We start from the raw sequence: 16,974 nt of genomic DNA, 5'->3' as shown, positions 1-16,974 counted from the left end.
CCGATCCACCCGCAGCGTCCTAACCGAGTGCGGTCAGCCCCGGTGCGAACGCGATCAGGAGCGGCACCAGGGGGACCAGGGCGGCCACCGTCGTCGTCAGGGCCCGCTGGCGGCGCAGCAGCCGCGGTGGCGGTTCCAGCAGGCGGTCGACCCGCTCGCCCAGCAGCCGGCGGCTCGACGCGCAGGACAGGACCCCGCGGTGCTGGTTCAGTTCGATCAGGGCCAGCGCGGTGGTGAGGTGGCCGCAGCGCCGGGACGCCGTGTCGTCCGCGGCGAGTTCGACGAGCCGGTGGGTCTGGTCGCAGAAGTGGGAGAAGAGCGGCACGCGCGGAAAGCCGGTGGCCAGGGCGCTGGACAGGTGGAGCAGCCAGTCGTGGTGGGCGCGGGCGTGGCCCCGTTCATGGGTGAGGACGGCGTCGAGCTGGTGGTCGGTGAGGCGGTGCAGCGCCCCCGTCGTCACGACCAGCTGCGGTGGATGGCCCGGCATCCACCATGCGTCCGGGTACTCGTCCTCGAGCACCAGCATCGGCCCACGTGCCGCGGGCAGCCCCGCCGGCAGTTCGGGTGCCCGCTCGCGCAGGTGTGCGCGGGTCAGGTCGCGGCGCCGCCGGGCCTCGACCAGTTCGCGGGCGAGCATCGCCGTGGTCCACGCAGCCCCGCACGCCAGCAGCACCGTGAGGGCGACCGCCCACAGGGGTGCGACGGAGAGGTCGTAGGCGGCGGTGACCGCGGGTGGCGCCGACGCGAACACCCGGTCGCGCACGGTGTGGAAGACGGCCGCCGCGCCCAGGGTCAGCGCGGCCAGGCAGCACATCAGGACGGTGGCGACCAGGCACTGCCACACCCAGAGCGCGACCACCGGTTCCCGCTCCGGCCACAGGGACTGCACCAGCGCGCGCGGCGCGGGTACGGCGGCCGTCAGGGCGACGACGGTCAGCAGGAGCAGGCAGACGGTCATGCCGGGGCTCCGTTTCCTGATCGGAGAGGTGTGCGGGTGGCGGGTGGTGCGCGGTGATACGCCGTCGCGTGACATGGCGCGTGCGCCGGCGCACGCATCACCTGAGGTGTGCGCCGACGCCTCGCATGGTGCGCGTGCGGGCGCATCGCATGGTGCGTGTCCCGTCAGTATGACGGTGCCGGGTGCCCCGAGTCAGGCGTCGACGACGATCCGGTCGCCCCGCTTCCCGGCCCGGCTGCTCACGGGCCGCCCCCGCTCCCGCGCCGTCCGCCGCGCCGTCCGGTCTTCCCCCTCACCCCGTCCGGTCTTCCCCCTCACCCCGTCACGATCTGCCCCCTGACCTCCCCGAGCCCGACCCGGCTGCCGCCCGGCCCGGGGGCCCACCCCGACAGCGTCACCACGTCGCCGTCCTCCAGGTACGTCCGCTTCCCGTCCGGGAGTTCGAGCGGATCGCGACCGTTCCACGTCAGCTCCAGCAGCGACCCGCGTTCCCCGGGCTCCGCGCCGCTCACCGTGCCGGAGCCGTACAGGTCGCCGGTGCGCAGTGACGCGCCGTTGACCGTCAGGTGGGCGAGTTGCTGGGCGGCGGTCCAGTACATGGTGGAGAACGGCGGCTCGGACACCGTGTGTCCGTTGATCGCGATCGAGATCCGCAGGTCGTAGCCGGCGGGCTCCTCCGTGGCGTCGTCGAGGTACGGCAGCAGCGGGTGCGTCCGCCTCGGCGGGGCGACCCGCGCTTCCTCCAGCGCGTCCAGCGGGGTGATCCACGCCGAGACCGAGGTGGCGAACGACTTGCCGAGGAACGGGCCGAGCGGGACGTACTCCCAGGCCTGGATGTCCCGCGCCGACCAGTCGTTCAGCAGGCACAGGCCGAACACGTGCTCCCTGAAGTCGCCCAGCGCCACCGGACTGCCCTGCTGCGACGGCGTGCCGACGACGAAGCCGACCTCGGCCTCGATGTCCAGCCGTGCCGACGGACCGAACACCGGTGCCGGGTCCGACGGCGCCTTCCGCTGTCCCGAGGGCCGTACGACGTCCGTCCCGGACACCACGACCGTGCCCGCGCGGCCGTGGTAACCGATCGGCAGGTGCTTCCAGTTGGGGGTGAGCGGGTCGGCGGCGTCGGGGCGGAAGATGCGGCCGGCGTTCCGGGCGTGGTTCTCGGAGGCGTAGAAGTCGACGTAGTCGGCGACCTCGAAGGGAAGGTGCAGGGTCACCTCGGGCAGCGGATGCAGGAGGGGAGCGAGTGTCTCGCGGTGCGCGGGCACGGTCACCCAGGCGGTCAGGGCGCGCCGTACGTCCGACCAGGCGGTGCGGCCCGCGGCCAGCAGCGGGTTGAGGGTCGGGCGGGCGAGCAGGGAGGCGTACGGGGAGCCGAGTGCGAGGGCCGCGGCACCGGCGTCGAGTACGTGGTCGCCGAGGCGGACGCCGACCCTCCGTTCCATGCTCCCGGAGGTCGAGAACACGCCATACGGAAGGTTGTGCGAGCCGAAGGGGTCGCCCTCGGGGACCTCGAAGGGGGTCAAGGGGGGCATGGGGTGACTGCCTCGCTCTCATCCGTGCCGCGCGGGGGACGACCATGTGGCGACGTCACTATGGCGTTGCGCGGCATTCCATGTGGTCGCGCCACACGTTACGGGTGAGTTGGCTGTCGTGGCAGTGTCTAAAGAGTTCGCAATGTCCTAATAGCCCTTGTCGGAGGGGGCAATTCCGGCTTAGCGTCCTTTGGGGGACACGGACGGGGTGGGTCCGGTCCGTAGAGGGGGACACGTGGGGGGACCCGTGGCCAGGAATGCCGTCAGCGTGCCGTTCGAGGCGGACCGCGACGTGCCGGGCCTGATCGTCAAGTTCGGCGACTATCCGCTGCATCACGGCGGGGTCGGCGCTATTCGCAGTCTGGGCCGCCTGGGCGTTCCCATGTACGCGATCACGGAGGACGCGTACACGCCGGCGGCCTCGTCGCGGTATCTCAGACGGGCGTTCGTGTGGCCGACAACAGGCGCCGAGGAACCGGACCATCTCGTCGAGGGACTGCTGCGCATCGGCCGCCGTATCGGCCGTCCGACCGTGCTGATCCCCACCGACGAGGAGGCCGCCGTCCTGATCGCGGAGCACCAGGACGCGCTCGGCGACCGCTTCCTCTTCCCACGCGTGGACCCGGAACTGCCCCGCCGGCTGGCGAGCAAGCAGGGCCTGCACGAACTGTGCGTGGAACACGGCATCCCGAGCCCGGCGGCAGCCTTCCCGGACTCGTACGACGAGATCGTCGACTTCGCGGAGAAGGCACGCTTCCCGATCGTGGCCAAGAACCGCGAGGCGTTCGTCCGGCGCAGGCAGCCCGCCGTCAACGGAACGACGCGGATCGCCACCCGGGAGGGACTGCTCACCCTCGCCCGTGACTGGGGCACCCATCCGGGTGTCATCCTCCAGGAGTACCTCCCGAGGGAGGAGGCCGAGGACTGGATCGTGCACGCCTACTTCGACGCCGACTCCAATCCGCGCGCGCTGTTCACCGGCGTCAAGGTCCGCTCCTGGCCGCCGCACGCCGGCATGACCGCGAACGCCTACGTCGTCGACAACCCGGAACTCGCCGACCTCGCCGCGCGTTTCATCAAGCAGATCGGCTTCACCGGCATCATCGATCTCGACCTGCGCTTCGACCGGCGCGACGGGCAGTACAAGCTGCTCGACTTCAACCCGCGCATGGGCGCCCAGTTCCGGCTCTTCGAGAGCGAGTCGGGGGTCGACGTCGTCCGCGCCATGCACCTGGACCTGACCGGACGCCGCGTTCCGGAGGGGGAACAGCGCGCCGGCCACCGGTACGTCGTGGAGAACATCGACCTGCCCGCCCTCCTCGCCTACCGCCGCAGCGGCTATACGACGCCGCACGCGCCGAAGCGGCCGAGCGGGACCGAGCTGGCCTGGCTGGCGGGTGACGACCCGCTGCCGTTCGTCACGATGCTCGCCCGCTTCGTGCGTCCGGGCGCGAAGCACCTCTATCAGCTGTGGCGCACCAACCGCCGCGGCTCCAGCACCGCCACGAAGTAGGGCACCACGTTCCTGGGGAGGGACTTCGTGATCGAGCCGGTAGCAGTCATAGGTGCCGGGCCCTTCGGCCTGTCCACCGCCGCCCATCTGCGGGCGCGCGGCATCCCCGTCCGGGTCTTCGGCGATCCCATGGTCAGCTGGCGCGACCACATGCCGGCCGGGATGATCCTGAAGTCCACCCCGGCCGCCTCCAGCCTGGACTGCCCGCAGCGCGGGCACACCCTCGCCGACTACTGCGACGCGGCGGGCATCCGCCGGCTGGTCACCGACGAGGACATCATCCCGGTGGAGACCTTCATCGGCTACGGCGAGTGGTTCCAGCAGAAACTGGTGCCCGCGCTGGAGCGGGTCCGGGTGGTCTCCGTGGACCGGCACAAGGCCGAAGGCCCGGCGCGCTTCGAACTGAAGCTGGACTCGGGGGAGTCGTTCACGGCCCGCGCGGTCGTCGTCGCCACCGGCCTGTCCGGGCTCGCCCGCCTTCCCGCCGAGCTGGCCGGGGCGGGCGCGGACGGACCGGCGGGGCCGGTCTCGCACAGCTCCCAGCAACACGACCTGACCCGCTTCTCCGGTAGGGAGCTGATCGTCGTCGGTGCCGGGCAGTCCGCGCTGGAGACGGCGGCCCTCGCCGCCGAGGCGGGCGCCCAGGTGCGGGTGGTCTCGCGAGGGCGCGGCCGGGTCGCCTTCGGCGCCCCGCCCTGGGACCAGCCGAAGCTCCGCCCCGAGTCGCCGTTCGGCCGGGCCTGGTCCCTGTGGGCGCTCAGCTACTACCCGCACCCCTACCGCTACCTTCCGGCAGGGGTCCGCCACTACCTGGTCCGCCGGGTGCTCGGCCCGCTCGGCGCCTGGTGGCTGCGCGACCGCTTCGAGGGCAAGGTCCAGGTCCGCGAGGTCGCCGCCGTGACCGGCGCCGACACCTCGGGCGGCGCCCCGGTCCTCGCCGTCCGCACCCACGAAGGCGGCACCGAGCGCCTCACCGCCGACCACGTCATAGCCGCCACCGGCTACCGCGTGGACATCGCCGCGATGGACTTCCTCGGCCCCGGGCTGCGCACCCGCGTCGCGGCCAGCCGAGGTGCCCCGGTACTCGGCGCCGGATACGTCTCCTCCGTACCCGGCCTCTACTTCACAGGGCTCCCGGCGGCGGCGTCGTACGGCCCGGTCATGCGGTTCGTGTGCGGTACGGAGTTCGCCTCACCGCGCCTGGCCGGCCACCTGGCGGCGGCCCACGCCTGACACCCCGGGCCGGGCCGCCACCCGGTCCCGAGGGGCTACGCCTCCTCCTCGGCCGCGCGCTGCCAGGCCAGGAACTCCTCGACCGGCTAGGGCGGGTTGGCCGCCTGCGTGGCCTCGATCTCCCAGCCCGAGCAGTACATGCAGTACATGTCGAAGACCACCACCGGCAGCGGCCGCCCGAGGGCCTTCCCGATCCTGCCGCCGGCGTGCGGGTCCCGGGCCGGCCGGACGCGCACGCCGGCGAAGCGCAGCCCCAACAGCTCGCGCGCCGCGTCCAGTTCGGCGGCGTCGTCGTCCCCGTCGAACCAGAGTCCGAGCCGCCGGACCTCCTCGGCGTACAGCGCACCGTCGGCCGGGTCCTCGGGGCAGTTGCCGAGCATCTCGAAACCGTCCAGGAGCCGGCACGCGTAGTTCCAGCGGGCCTCGCCCGGGTCCTCGGGGCGTCTTTCGGCCTCGTACCGGCTCTCCGTGTTGTAGCCGATCGCCACATATGGTCTGCGGTCGTCGTCGTCCACCCGCCGGATACGGGACGACAACGCGTAGATCTCCGGCCGCAGTTCCTCCGGGAAGCGCTCCAACACCCCGGTCGCCGCCTCCAGCGGATACGCCCGGAAGTCCCCCCGCCCGGCCGTCAAGACCAGCACCCCCGTCGGATCAGTGAAACCGGCTCACCGAAAACGTAACGCCCGCCACTGACAACGGCCCCATCACGGAGGCGGCGGGCGCCACTTGAGGCCGAAACGCACAGTGAGTCCCAGCGGCGTGCTGTCCGTATTCTCTGATCATGGTCGCACCCTCCCCGTACTCACTGATCGCCACCGACCTGGACGGCACGCTGCTGCGCGACGACGACACCCTCTCGGAACGGTCGCTCGCAGCGCTCGCGCGGGCCGGCCGGGCCGGTGCCCGGCACCTCGTGGTGACCGGCCGTCCCGCGCCCAGAGTGCGCCCGCTCCTCGACGACCTCGGCTGCACGGGACTCGCGGTCTGCGGCCAGGGCGCGCAGGTGTACGACGCCGGCGCGGACCGGCTGCTGTGGTCGGTCACCCTGGACCGGGAGCTGGCGGAGACCGCGCTCGGCAAGATCGAGGCCGAGGTCGGCCAGGTGTACGCGGCGGTCGACCAGGACGGCGTGGACGGGCTCACGCTCATCGAGCCGGGCTATCTGATGCCCCACCCCACTCTGCCCGCGCTGCGCGTCGCTCGGCGTGACGACCTGTGGTGCGCGCCCATCAGCAAGGTGCTGCTGCGCCACCACACCCTGTCCGACGACGAACTGGCGACGACCGCCCGCTCGGTGGTCGGGTCGCTGGCGACGGTCACCATGTCGGGACCGGGGACCGTCGAACTCCAGCCCTGCGGGGTGACCAAGGCGACCGGGCTCGCGCTCGCGGCCGACCATCTTGGGCTGAGCCCCGGACAGGCCATCGCCTTCGGCGACATGCCCAACGACATCCCGATGTTCGAGTGGGCTGCCTACGGGGTGGCGATGGCCAACGCCCACCCCGAACTCAAGGCGCTGGCCGACGAGATCACCACGTCGAACGAGGACGACGGCATCGCCGTCGTCCTCGAAAGACTCTTCGACTGACGTGGCACGTCGGTCAGGTCAGTACGCGCCGTGGACGTTGTCGATCGAGCCGTACCGCGCGGCGGCGTAGTTGCAGGCGGCGGTGATGTTCGCGACCGGGTCGTAGATGTCGAACGACGTCCCGGCCACGTGGTAGGCGTTGAACGTCGGGTCGATGACCTGGAGCAGGCCCTTGGACGGGATGCCCTTGGCCGCGTTGGAGTCCCAGAGGTTGATGGCCCGCGGGTTGCCGGAGGACTCCCGCATCAGGTTGCGGTAGATGCCGTTGTAGGTGCCCGGGATTTTCTTCTCCCGCATGATCGCGAGCGACTCGCGGATCCAGCCGTCGAGGTTGTTCGGGTATCCGGCGAGGGTGGTCGAGGCCGTCGTGGTGGAGGACCCGGCGGCGGAGGCGGCGGTCGCCCCGATGAGCGGGAGGGCGAGGACGGCGGCGCCGGTGCCGGCGACGACGAGCGTGCGGATGATGCGGTTACGGCGGGGAGTGCGGTGCTGGGCGGCAGCAAGCATGGCGTTGTTCCTCTCCGTCGCCTGCGAGGTGAGCTGTCGGGTTCGGGCCCGGGGAGTGCCCGGCCGCAGCGCCCGAAGACGATGCGACTTCACCCCATAGCCGTTCCGGAACGACGTCTGTCCGTTGACGTCGGCCGCCCGGTCCGGCGACTTACCTGGGTCCCCCGCTCCTGCCGTGCGAATGAACTCGTCGATGGGTTACGACGGGCGGCGGCAGGATTCGGCGTCCGCCCGGCGAGCGGGAACGTATGCGAGGGCACATGTCCGGAACAAGTACCTGATTCATGCAACACGCCGATTGAGCTTGTAGTGAGGCGTATGGGGTACTTGATCCTTTGCAGCTGCCAACCCTCAACTGGCCCGCAGGGAAAGGGAAGGAAGGGTCGCCTTACGTGCCTTGCGCCACCTGGTGCGCGTGACCTACTTCACGAAATCGCAATAGCGGCAAATCGGGCATGAGGGATTCCTGGAATCCGCCTTTTTCCTGGTTCGACGGAAAACTCTTTCGTTTCTATTCGGATGGATTGCCCCAGTCGAGGGTGGTGGAGTGGGTGCTAATGTGCATGATTTAAACGAGTAGTCCGAATTGTCTGATCGGGTGCCTCTTCGGTGACCGGGCGTCGTCCCGTCGGTCAAGGGGGTGACGGTCGAGTGGGCGCCGATCGGGGGAATGCGGATCGAGGGGGCGCGGAGGTCGTCGTGCGCGGTCTCGCGGCGGGGGTACACCCGGGCAGGTGACGTCGGCCGGAGGGGGCGGGGCTGTTTCCGGGCGGCGGTCGGGTGGGAGGCTTGCCGCCGGTGTGTGACACGGCCTATGCCCTGGTTCGGGACAAGTGCCCGCACTTCCTGTTAAGTCAGTGGATGTCAGGTCGTATCGGCTGATCAAAAACATAACGGTCGTGATCCGATAGCGCCCGGGGTGTAACCGTGGGCGCTATCGGTGATCGAAACCCGACCGGATACGCTGACTTGAGTGAGGGCAGCGACCTATCGACAAACCGCGTAATCGCCAGTAGACACCAGCAGACAGGAGACCCCTCGTGACCGTCGTCGGGCCGTTCGGGCTGAGCGTGCGGGACCAGGCTCTGGAAGCCGATGTCCAGGCCGGATTGACGGCTGTCGAGGAAGGCTTGCTAGAAGCCACCAAGAGCGAGGTCCCGTTCATCACGGAGGCCGCGCAGCACCTCGTGCGGGCCGGGGGGAAGCGGTTCCGCCCGCTGCTGGTGATGCTCGCCGCGCAGTTCGGCGACCCGTACGCGCCCGGTGTCGTGCCGTCGGCCGTCGTCGTCGAGCTCACCCACCTGGCCACGCTGTACCACGACGACGTCATGGACGAGGCGTCCGTGCGGCGCGGTGTCGACAGCGCCAACACCCGCTGGGGCAACTCGCTCGCCGTCCTCACCGGCGACTTCCTCTTCGCCCGCGCCTCCCAGATCCTCGCCGACCTCGGTCCCGAGGCGGTCCGGGTCCAGGCCCTCGCGTTCGAACGGCTGGTGACCGGTCAGATCCTGGAGACGGCCGGCCCGTCGGACGGCCGTGACCCGGTCGACCACTACCTCGACGTGCTCAGCGGCAAGACCGGCTCGCTGGTCGCTGTCTCCTGCCGCTTCGGCGCGATGCTGTCCGGCGCCGACGAGACGGTCGTCGACGTCCTCACCCAGTACGGCGAACGGCTCGGTGTCGCCTTCCAGCTCGCCGACGACGTCCTGGACATCGCCTCCGACTCCCACGAGTCCGGGAAGACTCCGGGGACCGACCTCCGTGAGGGCGTGCCCACGCTGCCCGTGCTGCGGCTGCGGGAGCTGGCCGCCCGGTCGGGGCTGGCCGAGGACATCGCGCTGTGCGAGCTGCTGGACTCCGACCTCACGGACGACGTACGGCACGCGGAGGCCCTGGCGGCGCTGCGGGCGCATCCGGCGCTGGAGCTGGCCCGCCGGGACGCGGTCCGGTACGCGGAGGAGGCGCGGGCCGCGCTGGCTCCGCTGCCGGAGTGCGACCCGAAGGTCGCGCTGGTGGAGCTGTGCGACGCGGTGGTGCACCGAGCCGGATAGTCCGATATGTGACCCAGGTCACATAATTGGACTGAGTCCAATCCGGGACGTGTTCCGTACTCCTCCCCAGAAGCCGACGCAGGGGGCGTCGGCTGACACGGGGGGAGAAAACGGAATCATGGTCATCGACGCAACGCGCCGCAAGAGCCTCGTCGCCGCAGCCATCACCGTCACCGCTCTAGGCGGTGCCGCCGTCCCGGCGTCCGCCGCCGCCAGCCACGGCTCCGCCGCCGGCCACAGCTCCGCCGCCTCCGTCGTCCTCGCCGCCAGCCTGCGCGGTGCCAACGAGGTGCCCGTCGCCGGTGGGCCCGCCGTCGGGGACAAGGACGGCGCCGCGCTGGAGTTCATCCAGGTCAAGGGGGACAAGGTGACCGTCGCCGTGACCTGGCGCGGCACCGGCAGGCCCACCGACCTGCACATCCACCAGGGCGCCAAGGGCGCCAACGGTGGCGTCAGGATCGACTTCGGGAAGCTGCTGAAGAAGGCCAAGGCCCACAGCGTCACCGGCAGCGTCAAGGTCACCGACAAGGCCCTGCTCAAGCAGCTCACCACCGACCCCGGCGCCTTCTACGCCAACCTGCACACCGCGGAGTTCCCCGGCGGAGCCCTCCGCGGCCAGCTGCACGCCGTCACCACCGTCTCCGACCTCAAGGAAGGCGGCTTCCAGGCCTCCGTCGTCACCGGCAAGCAGATCTACCAGTGCAAGCCCGCCGACGGCGGCGGCTACGCCTTCGCCCAGCGGGACGTCAGCGCCAAGCTCGGCGGCGGCATCCGGCACTCCTTCGTCGCACCGAACTCCGGCACCCCGCAGTGGGTCGCACCTGACGGCAGCGCGGTCATCGGAGCCGTCGTGACCAAGACGGCGAACGGCACCGGCAACATCCCCGAACTGGACCTCAGGACCGCCCGGTCCGGCAAGAAGCACGGGCTGCTCGCCCACACCGGCGAGATCCTGCGCCTCAACACCGTGGGCGGCGTCGCCCCGGCCGGCTCCTGCACCCCGGGTGCCGTCGTCGGTGTCCCCTACTCGGCGGACTACGTGTTCGTGCAGCACTGAGCGGGCGCGGCAACGGACCCTGCAACGGCCACAGCAGCGGACACGGCCCGTGAAATGACCGGACACGGCCCGTGACAGGAGGCGCCTTCGCCGCCCGACCCCTACGGGTCGGGGAAGGCGCCTCCACCCTTGTGTCATACCGCAGGTGTACACGGAGTTGGCTCCGTGGTCTGACGCTTCCCCGCCCCCGATTTGGTGAGATGGAAACCACGGAAATCACCACCACTCACCGATTCGGGTGAGAATGGCGGCTCAGGGTGGGACACGTGCGAGGACGGCCGCCGCCGACGACGGAGGTAGGGCACACATGGCACCGTACGAATCCGACGACAGCACGGGGGCCGCGCAGGCCGACGACGAGCTGCGCGCCGAGTTGCGCGCCGAGCGGCGGCGCAAGGCCGCACGGTACGTCGTCCCGGTCGCGGTGGTGGGCGTGGCCGCGGCCACGATCGGCCTGGTCCCGGCACTCGCCGACTCCGGCGACCCCGACCTGCCGAAGATCACCGCGCAGGAACTCATCGACAAGATCGCCAAGTCGGACGTGCAGCAGCTGTCCGGCACCGTGAAGATCAGCACTGACCTCGGCCTGCCCGACCTCGGCGGTCTGGAGAGCAGCCTGCTGTCCGGCGCGACGCAGGGCAGCGGTGACGGCTCGTCGGCCGATCCGACCAGCAAGCTCACCGAACTGGCCTCCGGCACGCATACCCTGCGGGTGGCCGCCGACGGCCCCGAGAAGCAGAAGGTGTCGGTGCTGGAGAGCGGCGCCGAGTACAGCCTCATCCACAACGGCACCGACGTGTGGGGCTACGACAGCAAGTCCAACGAGGTCTACCACTCCACCGCCGCCGACTCCGGCAAGGCCGAGCAGCACGAAACCCCGGCCACGCCCAAGGACTTCGCCGACGAGGTCCTCAAGTCGGTCGACGACACCACGTCGGTGACGGTCGACGGCACCGCCCAGGTGGCCGGCCGGGACGCCTACCGGCTCGTCATCAAGCCCAAGCAGTCCGGTACGACGGTCGGCGCGATCAGCATCGCGGTGGACGCCAAGACCGGCACGCCGCTGAAGTTCACGCTCACCCCGTCGAGCGGCGGCGCGGCCGTGGTCGACGCCGGCTACACCCAGGTCAGCTTCGCGAAACCGGCCGCCTCCACCTTCGACTTCACCCCGCCCAAGGGAGCCAAGGTCACCGAGGGCGACAAGGCCGGCAAGGACAGCAAGGCCGACGGGTGGGACAAGGGCGGCAACGCCTCCGAGAGGCCGGGCCACGGCTCCGCCAAGGACCTCGACAAGTCCGGCTTCGACGTCCTCGGCAAGGGCTGGAACTCCATAGCCGTCCTCGACACCGGCAGCAAGGGCGGGCTGCCCACCGGCTCCGGCTCCGCCTCCGGCTCCGCCTCCGGCGGCGACCTGAGCGGCTTCCTCGGCTCGCTCGGCGACCCCGTCTCCGGCAAGTTCGGCAAGGGCACCGTCTTCTCCACCCGGCTGATCAACGCCCTGATCACGGACGACGGCAAGGTGTACGTCGGCGCCGTCGACAAGGCGGCGCTGCTGAAGGCGGCGAACGCGGGCTAGTCCGGGGTGGCACGGGTGCGGTAAGCAGCCTTTGCCGCACGACGAATCGAGGGAGCCGATGGACCGACCGCCCGCCACGGAACGGGAGCCGGAAGGCCCGGAGACCCCCGGGGAGCCGGGAGATCCCGGGAACCCGGGGGACCGCGCTCCGGTGGGAGCGGGTGTCATCGACACCCGCGGCCTCACCAAGCGCTACCGCGGCGGACAGCTCGCCGTGGACGGTCTCGACCTGACCGTCCCGGCGGGCAGCGTCTTCGGCTTCCTCGGCCCGAACGGCTCCGGCAAGACCACCACCATCCGCATGCTGATGGGCCTGATCGCGCCCACCTCGGGCACCGCCCGCGTCCTCGGCCACCCGATGCCGCGCGCCTCCCGCGTCGTGCTGCCCCAGGTCGGCGCCCTCATCGAGGGCCCGGCGCTGTACGGCTTCCTCTCCGGCCGTGACAACCTGCTGCGGTACGACGCCGCCGACCCGGCCGCCGACCCCCGCACCCGGCGTGCCCGCGTCGAGGCCGCGCTGGACCGGGTGGGCCTCGCGGCCGCCGCGGCGAAGAAGGCGAAGGCCTACTCCCTCGGCATGAAGCAGCGCCTGGGCCTTGCCGCCGCGCTGCTCCAGCCCCGCAAGCTGCTGGTGCTGGACGAGCCGACCAACGGCCTCGACCCGCAGGGCATGCGGGAGATCCGCACCCTGGTCCGGGAACTGGCCGGGGACGGCACGACCGTGTTCCTCTCCTCCCACCTCCTCGACGAGATCGAGCAGGTCTGCACCCACGCGGCGGTGATGGCGCAGGGCCGGCTGATCGCCCAGGGCGCGGTGGCCGACCTGGTGGCCGGGGCCCGCGGCCGGCTCGTGGTGACCACCCCGGACCCCGGGGAGGCGGCCCGGGTGCTCAAGGAACAGGGCGTCGCGGACGTCGTCGTCGCCGAGGACCGGGTGACCGGCGAGCCGCCCGAGCACGATCTCGCCGAGGTGAACGCGGCGCTCGTCACGGCGGGCGTCCGGGTCCGCGGCTTCACCGTGGAACGGGCCTCGCTGGAGGACGCGTTCGTGGCACTGACCGGAGAGGGCTTCGATGTCGCAGGCTGACCTGGCCGTCGTCGAGACAGCGGCCGTGCGGCCGAACCCGCTGTGGAGCCTCGGTCTGCTGCGCAGCGAACTCGTCACCACGTTCCGGCGCTGGCGCACCCTCGCTCTGCTGGGCGTCCTGGCGGCGGTGCCGATCCTCGTCGGTGTCTCCGTCAGGATCGAGACGCGGGGCGGCGGGCAGGTCGGCCGCGGCGGCGGCGAGGGCCCGGCGTTCATCGCCCAGGTCACCAACAACGGACTGTTCCTGGTGTTCACGGCGCTGGCCGCGACCCTCCCGTTCTTCCTGCCGATGGCCGTCGGGGTGGTGGCCGGGGACGCGGTCGCGGGCGAGGCCGACGCGGGCACCCTGCGCTATCTGCTGGTAGCCCCGGCGGGCCGCACCCGCCTCCTGCTCGCCAAGTACGCGACGACGATGGCCTTCTGCCTGGTCGCGACCCTGGTGGTGGCCGCCTCCGCGCTCGCCGTCGGCGCGCTCCTCTTCCCGCTCGGCGACCTGACGACGATCTCCGGAACCCGGATATCCTTCGCCGACGCCCTCGGCCGCGCCCTGCTGATCGCCCTGGTGGTCGCCGTGTCGCTGGCCGGCATCGCCGCTCTCGGCCTGTTCGTGTCCACCCTGACTAACAGTGGCATCGCGGCGATGGCGACGACCGTGGGCCTGCTCATCACGGTCCAGATCCTCGACCAGATCCCCCAGCTGCATGCGCTCCAGCCGTACTTCTTCTCCCACTACTGGCTGTCCTTCGCCGACCTGATGCGCGACCCCGTCTACTGGGACGACCTGGTCAAGAACCTGGAGCTGCAGGCCCTGTACACGGCGGTGTTCGGATCGGCGGCCTGGGCGCGGTTCACGACGCGGGACATCACCGCCTAGGCCCGGCGGGGGTACGTACGTTCGTGCACGTTCGTACGTCCGTACGGTCCGGGTCCGCCGCGCCCCGCCGGGCGTCCCTTCCTGGTGCGAGGCTGTGACGTCGCGGTGACGTGGGAGCCGCGCCGAGCGGCGAGACTGGACCGTACGCACGAGTACGACCGGACGCACGACCGGATGGTGACGCCGGGGGAATGAGGGCCGATGTCCCGACTCAGCCGCGAGGAGAAGCGGGAAGTCCAGCAGGAGGGGCACCTGGTACCGGTCGACGTCCGGGTGACGGGCGCGACCGCGTCCGTGGACGGCGTACCGCTGCTCACGGGCCCCGGTGAGGAACCCCAGCAGGCGGTCCTCAACCACCTTCAGCGCCTCGCCCGCGCCGCCGGCCGCCCGGTCCTCGCGACCGTCCACGACACCCGCATCGGCTACGTCGTCCCCCTCCAGGTGGACCTGGACGGCTCCAGCAGTTTCACCGGCGACCCGGTACGGCTGGCCGCACCGGCCGCCGAGCCGAAGGGGCGGTCCGTGCCGAAGGAACCCGCGCCGGAGGCGGCGCCGGCGTTCCCCCTGCAGGCGTTGCCCCTGCAGGCGGTACCGAAGCCGCTCGCCGTCCCGCCGGCAGCGTCCGTGCCGCCGGCACTGCCCCTGCCGCCCGCGCCGGGCACCGTCCAGCCGCCCACCGGCGTCTTCGGCCCGCCGCCCGTGATGAGCACCCCGGCCCTGGCCCCAGCCCCGGCTCCGACCCCGGCCCCGGCCCCTGAGACGGCCCCCGTCATCGCCCTCGTACCCGAAGAGCCGTCGGCCGACCGGGACCTCGACCTCCGGTTCACCCCGACACCCACCCCCGCCCGAGGATTCGACGCGGTCGCCGAGGAGGTGCTCGGGGACGAGCCCGTGACGCTGACGGCGGAAGGGGCCGCGCTGCTCACCGAGCCGGTGTCGCGGATCAACGAGGCTGTCCGGACGGGCCGTATCGAAGCGGCGGCCGAGCTCGCGGAGCGCACCGTCGCCGAGGCGGCCGCGGTCCTCGGCGACGACCACACCGAGGTGCTGCACCTGGGCGAGCTGACCGCGTACATCTCCTACCTGGCGGGCGACCCGGAGCGGGCCTTCCACCTCTCCCTCGACCTGGCCCGGCAGCGCCGGCACGCGCGGGACGGCGAGGCGGCGTACGGGAACGTGCGGAGCGCGGCGACCGCCTGGCGCGCGGTACGCGACCCCGAGCACGGGCTGAGCCTCGGCCGCGAGCTGATCGACCTGTGGTCGCGGCTCACCACCGAGGACGGTCCGGCGGCCGACGACATCGAGGAACTGGAGTCGGCCCGCGCGCGGATGGCCCGGCTCACGGAACGCGCCCGCCGAGCCGCCCGGAACGCCTGAGCGCCGTCGTCACTGCACCGTCGTCACTGCACTGTGGTCACTGCGCCGTCGTCACTGCACGCAGAACTCGTTGCCCTCCGGGTCGGCCATCACGGTCCACGCGCCGGCCGGCTCGGAGACGTGCCGCAGCACGGTCGCGCCCAGCGCCTCGATGCGTGCCACCTCGTCCGCCCGCTTCCCGTCCCCGGCGTGCAGGTCGATGTGGAGCCGGTTCTTCCCGGACTTCGCCTCCGGCACCCGCTGGAAGAGCAGCCGCCGCCCCAGCCCCGTCCCGCGCTCCTCGTCGTACGGATCGTCCGGGTGCCGTACGGCGATCAGGTCACGGAACGCGGCGCGGCCGTGGTACTCCAGGGTGGCCGCGCCGGGCAGCGCGCCCAGCTCCAGGAGCCGTTCGACGAGCGCGCTGTTGTCCTCGGCCACGTAGTGCAGCGCGGCGGCCCAGAAGTCGGCCTGCGCGTGCGGGTCGCGGGCGTCGACGACGAGCTTCCAGTGCAGGGGTGCGGGCGTCTGCGTCATGCCGCCCACTTATAGCCGACGGCTCTGACAGTCACACCTGACTTGCGGGAGTCTCCGCGACCGGGGCCGCCGGCCGTGGTACGGGCGCCGCCGCGAGTGCCCGCGCGGCCCGGTGGGCGGTGCGCAGCGCGTCCCAGGTGAGCAGGGCGAGGGCGAGCCAGACCAGGGCGAAGCCGGCCCAGCGCTCGGCGGGCATCGCCTCGTGGAAGTAGAGGATGCCGAGCAGGAACTGGAAGACCGGCGCCAGGTACTGCAGCAGGCCGAGCGTGGAGAGCGGGACGCGGATCGCGGCGGCGCCGAAGCAGACCAGCGGGACGGCGGTGACGATGCCGGTGGAGGCCAGCAGGGCCGCGTGCCCGGCGCCGCCGTCGACGAAGCTGGACCCGCCGTGGCCGGCCAGCCACAGCAGATAGCCGAGCGCGGGCAGGAACTGGATCGCGGTCTCCGCCGCGAGTGACTCGATGCCGCCGAGGTTGACCTTCTTCTTGACGAGCCCGTAGGTGGCGAAGGAGAAGGCGAGGACGAGGGAGATCCACGGCGGCTGCCCGTAGCCCACGGTCAGTACGACGACGGCGGTGAAACCGACGCCCACCGCCGCCCACTGCGCGGGCCGCAGCCGTTCCTTCAGCAGCAGCACGCCCATGGCGATGGTGACGAGGGGGTTGATGAAGTAGCCGAGCGAGGCCTCGACCACGTGCCCGGCGTTCACGGCCCAGATGTAGACGCCCCAGTTGACGGTGATCACGGCGGCGGCGACCGTCACCAGGGCCAGCCGGCGCGGCTGCCGCAGCAGCTCACCGGCCCAGGCCCAGCGCCGTACGAAGACGAGTGCGACGGCGACGAAGACGAGGGACCACACCATCCGGTGGGCCAGGATCTCCATCGACCCGGCGGGCTTCAGCAGCGGCCAGAACAGGGGGACCAGCCCCCACATCCCGTAGGCCGCGAAGCCGTTCACCAGCCCTGTCCGCCGCTCACCCTTCGATATGTCGGCCACCGGCCCTCCTCACGCCCAGTTTCTTCAGCACACCGGGATGAAGGTAGCGCCGAGCACCCCGGTCTGTCATGGCCGTATCGGCATACGGTCATGACAGGCCGG

15 protein-coding genes and 1 riboswitch are annotated in these 16,974 nt (G+C 71.6%); of the genes, 9 read left to right on the top strand and 6 right to left on the bottom strand.

The genetic code is table 11. The features are described from left to right. Positions 1–19: 19 nt before the first annotated feature. Both ACFWPS_RS16500 and fahA read right to left on the bottom strand, forming a co-directional pair. Complete coding sequence (locus tag ACFWPS_RS16500) at positions 20–958, bottom strand: M56 family metallopeptidase (RefSeq protein ID WP_383705512.1); 939 nt, start codon at positions 956–958, stop codon at positions 20–22. Between the two features lie 314 nt (positions 959–1,272). Continuing rightward, entirely contained in the window at positions 1,273–2,484 is a 1,212-nt protein-coding gene (gene fahA, locus ACFWPS_RS16495) for a fumarylacetoacetase (RefSeq protein WP_383705725.1), read from the bottom strand. 277 nt (positions 2,485–2,761) lie between these two features. Here fahA and ACFWPS_RS16490 point away from each other — a divergent pair, with 277 nt between their 5' ends. Then, positions 2,762–4,006 carry an ATP-grasp domain-containing protein gene (locus tag ACFWPS_RS16490; protein WP_383705723.1) on the top strand — a complete coding sequence of 415 codons (1,245 nt, stop codon included), beginning with the start codon at positions 2,762–2,764 and terminating at the stop codon, positions 4,004–4,006. A gap of 27 nt (positions 4,007–4,033) precedes the next feature. Continuing rightward, on the top strand, positions 4,034–5,239 hold the full coding sequence (locus tag ACFWPS_RS16485) for an FAD-dependent oxidoreductase (protein ID WP_383705510.1): 1,206 nt from the start codon (positions 4,034–4,036) through the stop codon (positions 5,237–5,239). A gap of 86 nt (positions 5,240–5,325) precedes the next feature. Here the strand turns inward: ACFWPS_RS16485 and ACFWPS_RS16480 are convergent, their stop codons facing one another. Continuing rightward, positions 5,326–5,883 (bottom strand): hypothetical protein, encoded by a 558-nt coding sequence (locus tag ACFWPS_RS16480; protein ID WP_383705507.1) that lies wholly within the window; start codon positions 5,881–5,883, stop codon positions 5,326–5,328. A gap of 140 nt (positions 5,884–6,023) precedes the next feature. Here ACFWPS_RS16480 and ACFWPS_RS16475 point away from each other — a divergent pair, with 140 nt between their 5' ends. After that, on the top strand, positions 6,024–6,830 hold the full coding sequence (locus tag ACFWPS_RS16475; protein ID WP_383705504.1) for an HAD family hydrolase: 807 nt from the start codon (positions 6,024–6,026) through the stop codon (positions 6,828–6,830). Between the two features lie 18 nt (positions 6,831–6,848). Here ACFWPS_RS16475 and ACFWPS_RS16470 read toward each other — a convergent pair whose 3' ends face one another. Continuing rightward, positions 6,849–7,337 (bottom strand): transglycosylase SLT domain-containing protein, encoded by a 489-nt coding sequence (locus ACFWPS_RS16470; protein WP_383705502.1) that lies wholly within the window; start codon positions 7,335–7,337, stop codon positions 6,849–6,851. A 5-nt stretch (positions 7,338–7,342) separates the two neighbouring features. Continuing rightward, positions 7,343–7,540, bottom strand: a riboswitch (cyclic di-AMP (ydaO/yuaA leader). A gap of 837 nt (positions 7,541–8,377) precedes the next feature. Here ACFWPS_RS16470 and ACFWPS_RS16465 point away from each other — a divergent pair. The 6 genes from ACFWPS_RS16465 (at position 8,378) to ACFWPS_RS16440 (ending at position 15,359) form a co-directional block, all read left to right on the top strand. Next, positions 8,378–9,388 (top strand): polyprenyl synthetase family protein, encoded by a 1,011-nt coding sequence (locus tag ACFWPS_RS16465; protein WP_383705499.1) that lies wholly within the window; start codon positions 8,378–8,380, stop codon positions 9,386–9,388. A 118-nt stretch (positions 9,389–9,506) separates the two neighbouring features. Beyond that, positions 9,507–10,445 carry a CHRD domain-containing protein gene (locus tag ACFWPS_RS16460; RefSeq protein WP_383705497.1) on the top strand — a complete coding sequence of 313 codons (939 nt, stop codon included), beginning with the start codon at positions 9,507–9,509 and terminating at the stop codon, positions 10,443–10,445. Between the two features lie 307 nt (positions 10,446–10,752). Continuing rightward, positions 10,753–12,021, top strand: a complete 1,269-nt coding sequence (locus ACFWPS_RS16455) for an outer membrane lipoprotein carrier protein LolA (protein WP_383705495.1) — start codon at positions 10,753–10,755, stop codon at positions 12,019–12,021. 58 nt (positions 12,022–12,079) lie between these two features. After that, positions 12,080–13,108: an ATP-binding cassette domain-containing protein gene (locus ACFWPS_RS16450; RefSeq protein ID WP_383705493.1), complete on the top strand. Its 1,029-nt coding sequence runs from the start codon at positions 12,080–12,082 to the stop codon at positions 13,106–13,108. After that, complete coding sequence (locus ACFWPS_RS16445; protein WP_383705491.1) at positions 13,095–13,982, top strand: ABC transporter permease; 888 nt, start codon at positions 13,095–13,097, stop codon at positions 13,980–13,982. Before ACFWPS_RS16450 ends, ACFWPS_RS16445 begins: the two co-directional genes overlap by 14 nt. Positions 13,983–14,183: 201 nt before the next feature. Next, on the top strand, positions 14,184–15,359 hold the full coding sequence (locus ACFWPS_RS16440) for a tetratricopeptide repeat protein (protein ID WP_383705489.1): 1,176 nt from the start codon (positions 14,184–14,186) through the stop codon (positions 15,357–15,359). 51 nt (positions 15,360–15,410) lie between these two features. Here the strand turns inward: ACFWPS_RS16440 and ACFWPS_RS16435 are convergent, their stop codons facing one another. Further along, complete coding sequence (locus ACFWPS_RS16435) at positions 15,411–15,875, bottom strand: VOC family protein (protein ID WP_383705486.1); 465 nt, start codon at positions 15,873–15,875, stop codon at positions 15,411–15,413. Positions 15,876–15,906: 31 nt separating this feature from the next. Continuing rightward, positions 15,907–16,872 (bottom strand): EamA family transporter RarD, encoded by a 966-nt coding sequence (gene rarD / locus ACFWPS_RS16430; RefSeq protein ID WP_383705484.1) that lies wholly within the window; start codon positions 16,870–16,872, stop codon positions 15,907–15,909. Positions 16,873–16,974 lie beyond the last annotated feature (102 nt).

The organism is Streptomyces sp. NPDC058457 (genome assembly GCF_042720695.1).
Taxonomy (GTDB): Bacteria; Actinomycetota; Actinomycetes; order Streptomycetales; family Streptomycetaceae; genus Streptomyces.
The sequence above is the reverse complement of the archived record's forward strand: the minus strand, read 5'-3'. Positions and strand labels throughout refer to the sequence as shown.